This window comes from Binatus sp. (SeqCode) (genome assembly GCF_036522015.1).
GTDB lineage: Bacteria > Desulfobacterota > Binatia > Binatales > Binataceae > Binatus.
The window spans coordinates 1-2,497 of record NZ_DATDGQ010000384.1 but is presented as its reverse complement, the minus strand read 5'-3'; the positions used below and the strand labels follow the sequence as shown (position 1 = coordinate 2,497).

Here is a 2,497-nt window from a genome sequence, read left to right as displayed (position 1 = left end):
GATGTCGCGGTGGATCAGCGCGCCTTGTACGACTTCGCACAGCGATGCGAGGTCCGTGGGCATCCCGCGCATTTCGTCCGCATGCGCTCCCAGAGCCGTCATGGGGCCTTCGTGCGTATAGTAGTCCTGCGGAATTTCCATCTTTCCATCTCCCTTCATGCTTTGAATGAGGCCATCTGGTCCGCGAGCGCCTTTCGAAAGGCAGGGCGTTCCTCGCAGCGCGCCAGATACGGCGCCAGCGTGCGATCGGAGGTCACCAGATCAGTGTGGCGCGGGATGCGCAACACCGTGGCCATCATCAGGTCGCCGGCGGTAAAGCGATCTTCCAGCCAATCGCGCCCGGCCAGGCGTTCCGCCAGATCAGAAAGCGCTTCCTGACCATGCCTTCCCAGTACGGCCGGCTTTGCTTCGCCCAGGGCTCCTGCTCGGCGAAAAGATCCACAACGACGAGGCTCATGATGAAAGGCTCGATGGAATTCAGCGCGGCGAACACCCACGCCGTCGCGCGAGCACTGCCGGCGGGATTGGTCGGCAGTAATGCCGCGCTCTGGCGTCCGACGTGCAGCAGGATCGCGCCTGATTCGAAGACCGCCACGTCATCGTCGTAGTAGGCCGGCACCTGAGAAAACGGTTGCTGAGTGCGGTAAGCGGGGGTGAGCCGCTCCTCATTCGTGACGAGTTTGACCTGGTATTCGAGCCCGGCCTCTTCGAGCGCCCAGCGCGCGCGCAGATCGCGCACCAGGCCTTTTGCAAAATCAGGAACCCAATCGGGGGCAGTGATCGTGATCATGAGTTTCTCCTACGCGGTGGTGTCGCAGACCGAGGCGAGATATCGCGCCAGTTTTCCAAGAGAGCATTCCCAGCCGGAGGAGCAAGCGTTCGAGTTGGAAATCTCTTCGATCGACGAATGGGCCTCGGCGATCGCGTCGGACTCGGTCGCGGCGGCGCCGATCGTGCCGTTGCGATTGGTGTTGTCGACCAACCAGAACCAGCTCTGTTGCGCGTTCCACACTTCGAAGCCGATACCCAAATGATTTTTGCTGACTCGCATTAGTTCGTCCTCGCCCGTTTCATTCAACTAATTTTTCGACCCTCTGCTATATAGTCGTTCGAGCGATCCCGAGATCGACAAATCACCCGCCCGACAGCGCGGGGTAAATCCACACTTCCGAGTCATTCGACACCTGGGTCTGGCCGCCTTGCATGAAACGCACGTTCTCGCCGTTGACGAATACGTTGACGTGGCGCCGGATGTTGTTCTGATCGTCGAGCACGCGCTGGCGGATTGCGGGATAGTCGCCGCCCAGCATCACGAACGCGTCACTAATCGTCATCCGTACGTCGAGCGCGAGCCCCATCTCGACTACCTCGTTGTCACCAGCAAATCGACGGAGCGCAGATGGCAGATGAAAGACCATCGCGATACTCATGCGACCTCGACGGCTTTCACGCACAGCACCGCGGGCAGCCAGTCGGCGATCGAGTTCCAGCTTTCGCCCTCGTCGCGCGACGCGAACAGTTGGCCGCCGCGGGTGCCGAAATAGAGTCCCGCAGGATCGAGGCGGTCGGAGGTGAACGCGTCGCGCAGCACGGAGAAGTAACAGTCGCGCTGTGGAAGTCCCTTGCCGAGCGGCTCCCATGACGCGCCCGCGTCGCGCGTGCGCCACACTTTGACCGCACCGTCGAGCGGCACGCGAAAGGTGTCGGACTCGAGCGGTATCAGGTACGCGGTATCGCCGCGGCTCGGATGCGCGACCAGCGGGAAGCCGAACTCCGACGGCAGTCCCTGGTGGATATCGATCCACGAATTGCCGCCGTCGTCGCTGCGATAGACGCCGGGATGGTTCTGGAGATAGATGCGCGCGGGATTTTTCGCATCGTAACGCATCTTGTGCGCGCATTGCGGACCGAAATGCGGCGCGTGCGGCGGACCGCCTTCCATCTTCACGCCCTGGTTGCGACGGGTCCATGATTCACCGCCGTCGTCGCTGCGATACATACCGGCCGACGAGATACCGACGAGAATGCGCTTGGGATCGCGCGGGTCAGGCAGAATCGTATGCAGGCAGAGGCCGCCCGCGCCGGGCATCCAGTACGGACGCTCGTGATGGTTGAGCAACGACTCGATGGGACGAAACGTCTCGCCGCGATCGTCGGAGCGATAGAGCGCGGCGGGATCGGCGCCCGCGAATACCACATCCGAGCCGATGAGCGGTGCGGGTTCCAGCGCCCACACCGCGTTCAGCGTGAGTCCGCTGCCGGCGGGGAATTTCACGTTGCCGTCTTCAGGCTCATGCCAGCTCGCGCCGAAATTATCCGACCAGCTCACCAGCGCGCCCCAATGCATGCTCATGTGGCCGACCAGGATGCGCGGCGATCGTTTATCCGGAAGATACGCCGTCGAGAAAACCGCCTGACCTTTGAAATACGGGCCGGCAATGCGGAAGTTGCGGCGCTCACGATCGCAACTGAAGATGAATACGCCTTTGACGGTTCC

At 62.0% G+C, this 2,497-nt stretch carries 4 protein-coding genes; all 4 read right to left on the bottom strand.

Annotation, left to right across the window (positions count from 1 at the left end):
- Nucleotides 1-298 precede the first annotated feature (298 nt).
- Entirely contained in the window at nucleotides 299-790 is a 492-nt protein-coding gene (locus tag VIW95_RS16370; protein WP_331588519.1) for a glutathione S-transferase N-terminal domain-containing protein, read from the bottom strand.
- A gap of 9 nt (nucleotides 791-799) precedes the next feature.
- The gene (locus tag VIW95_RS16365; protein WP_331588517.1) at nucleotides 800-1,051 is read right to left on the bottom strand and encodes a hypothetical protein; all 252 of its coding nucleotides are present in this window, start codon (nucleotides 1,049-1,051) and stop codon (nucleotides 800-802) included.
- 82 nt (nucleotides 1,052-1,133) lie between these two features.
- Nucleotides 1,134-1,430 (bottom strand): ubiquitin-like small modifier protein 1, encoded by a 297-nt coding sequence (locus VIW95_RS16360; protein ID WP_331588515.1) that lies wholly within the window; start codon nucleotides 1,428-1,430, stop codon nucleotides 1,134-1,136.
- The coding region (locus VIW95_RS16355) for a hypothetical protein (RefSeq protein ID WP_331588513.1) at nucleotides 1,427-2,497 on the bottom strand (1,071 nt) is incomplete at its 5' end. The genes VIW95_RS16355 and VIW95_RS16360, both read right to left, overlap by 4 nt.

What these genes read in the sequence shown, in the direction of transcription:
- VIW95_RS16370 (WP_331588519.1), bottom strand. Translation starts at nt 790, where the DNA reads ATGATCACGATCACTGCCCCCGATTGGGTTCCTGATTTTGCAAAAGGC.
- VIW95_RS16365 (WP_331588517.1), bottom strand. Translation starts at nt 1,051, where the DNA reads ATGCGAGTCAGCAAAAATCATTTGGGTATCGGCTTCGAAGTGTGGAAC.
- VIW95_RS16360 (WP_331588515.1), bottom strand. Translation starts at nt 1,430, where the DNA reads ATGAGTATCGCGATGGTCTTTCATCTGCCATCTGCGCTCCGTCGATTT.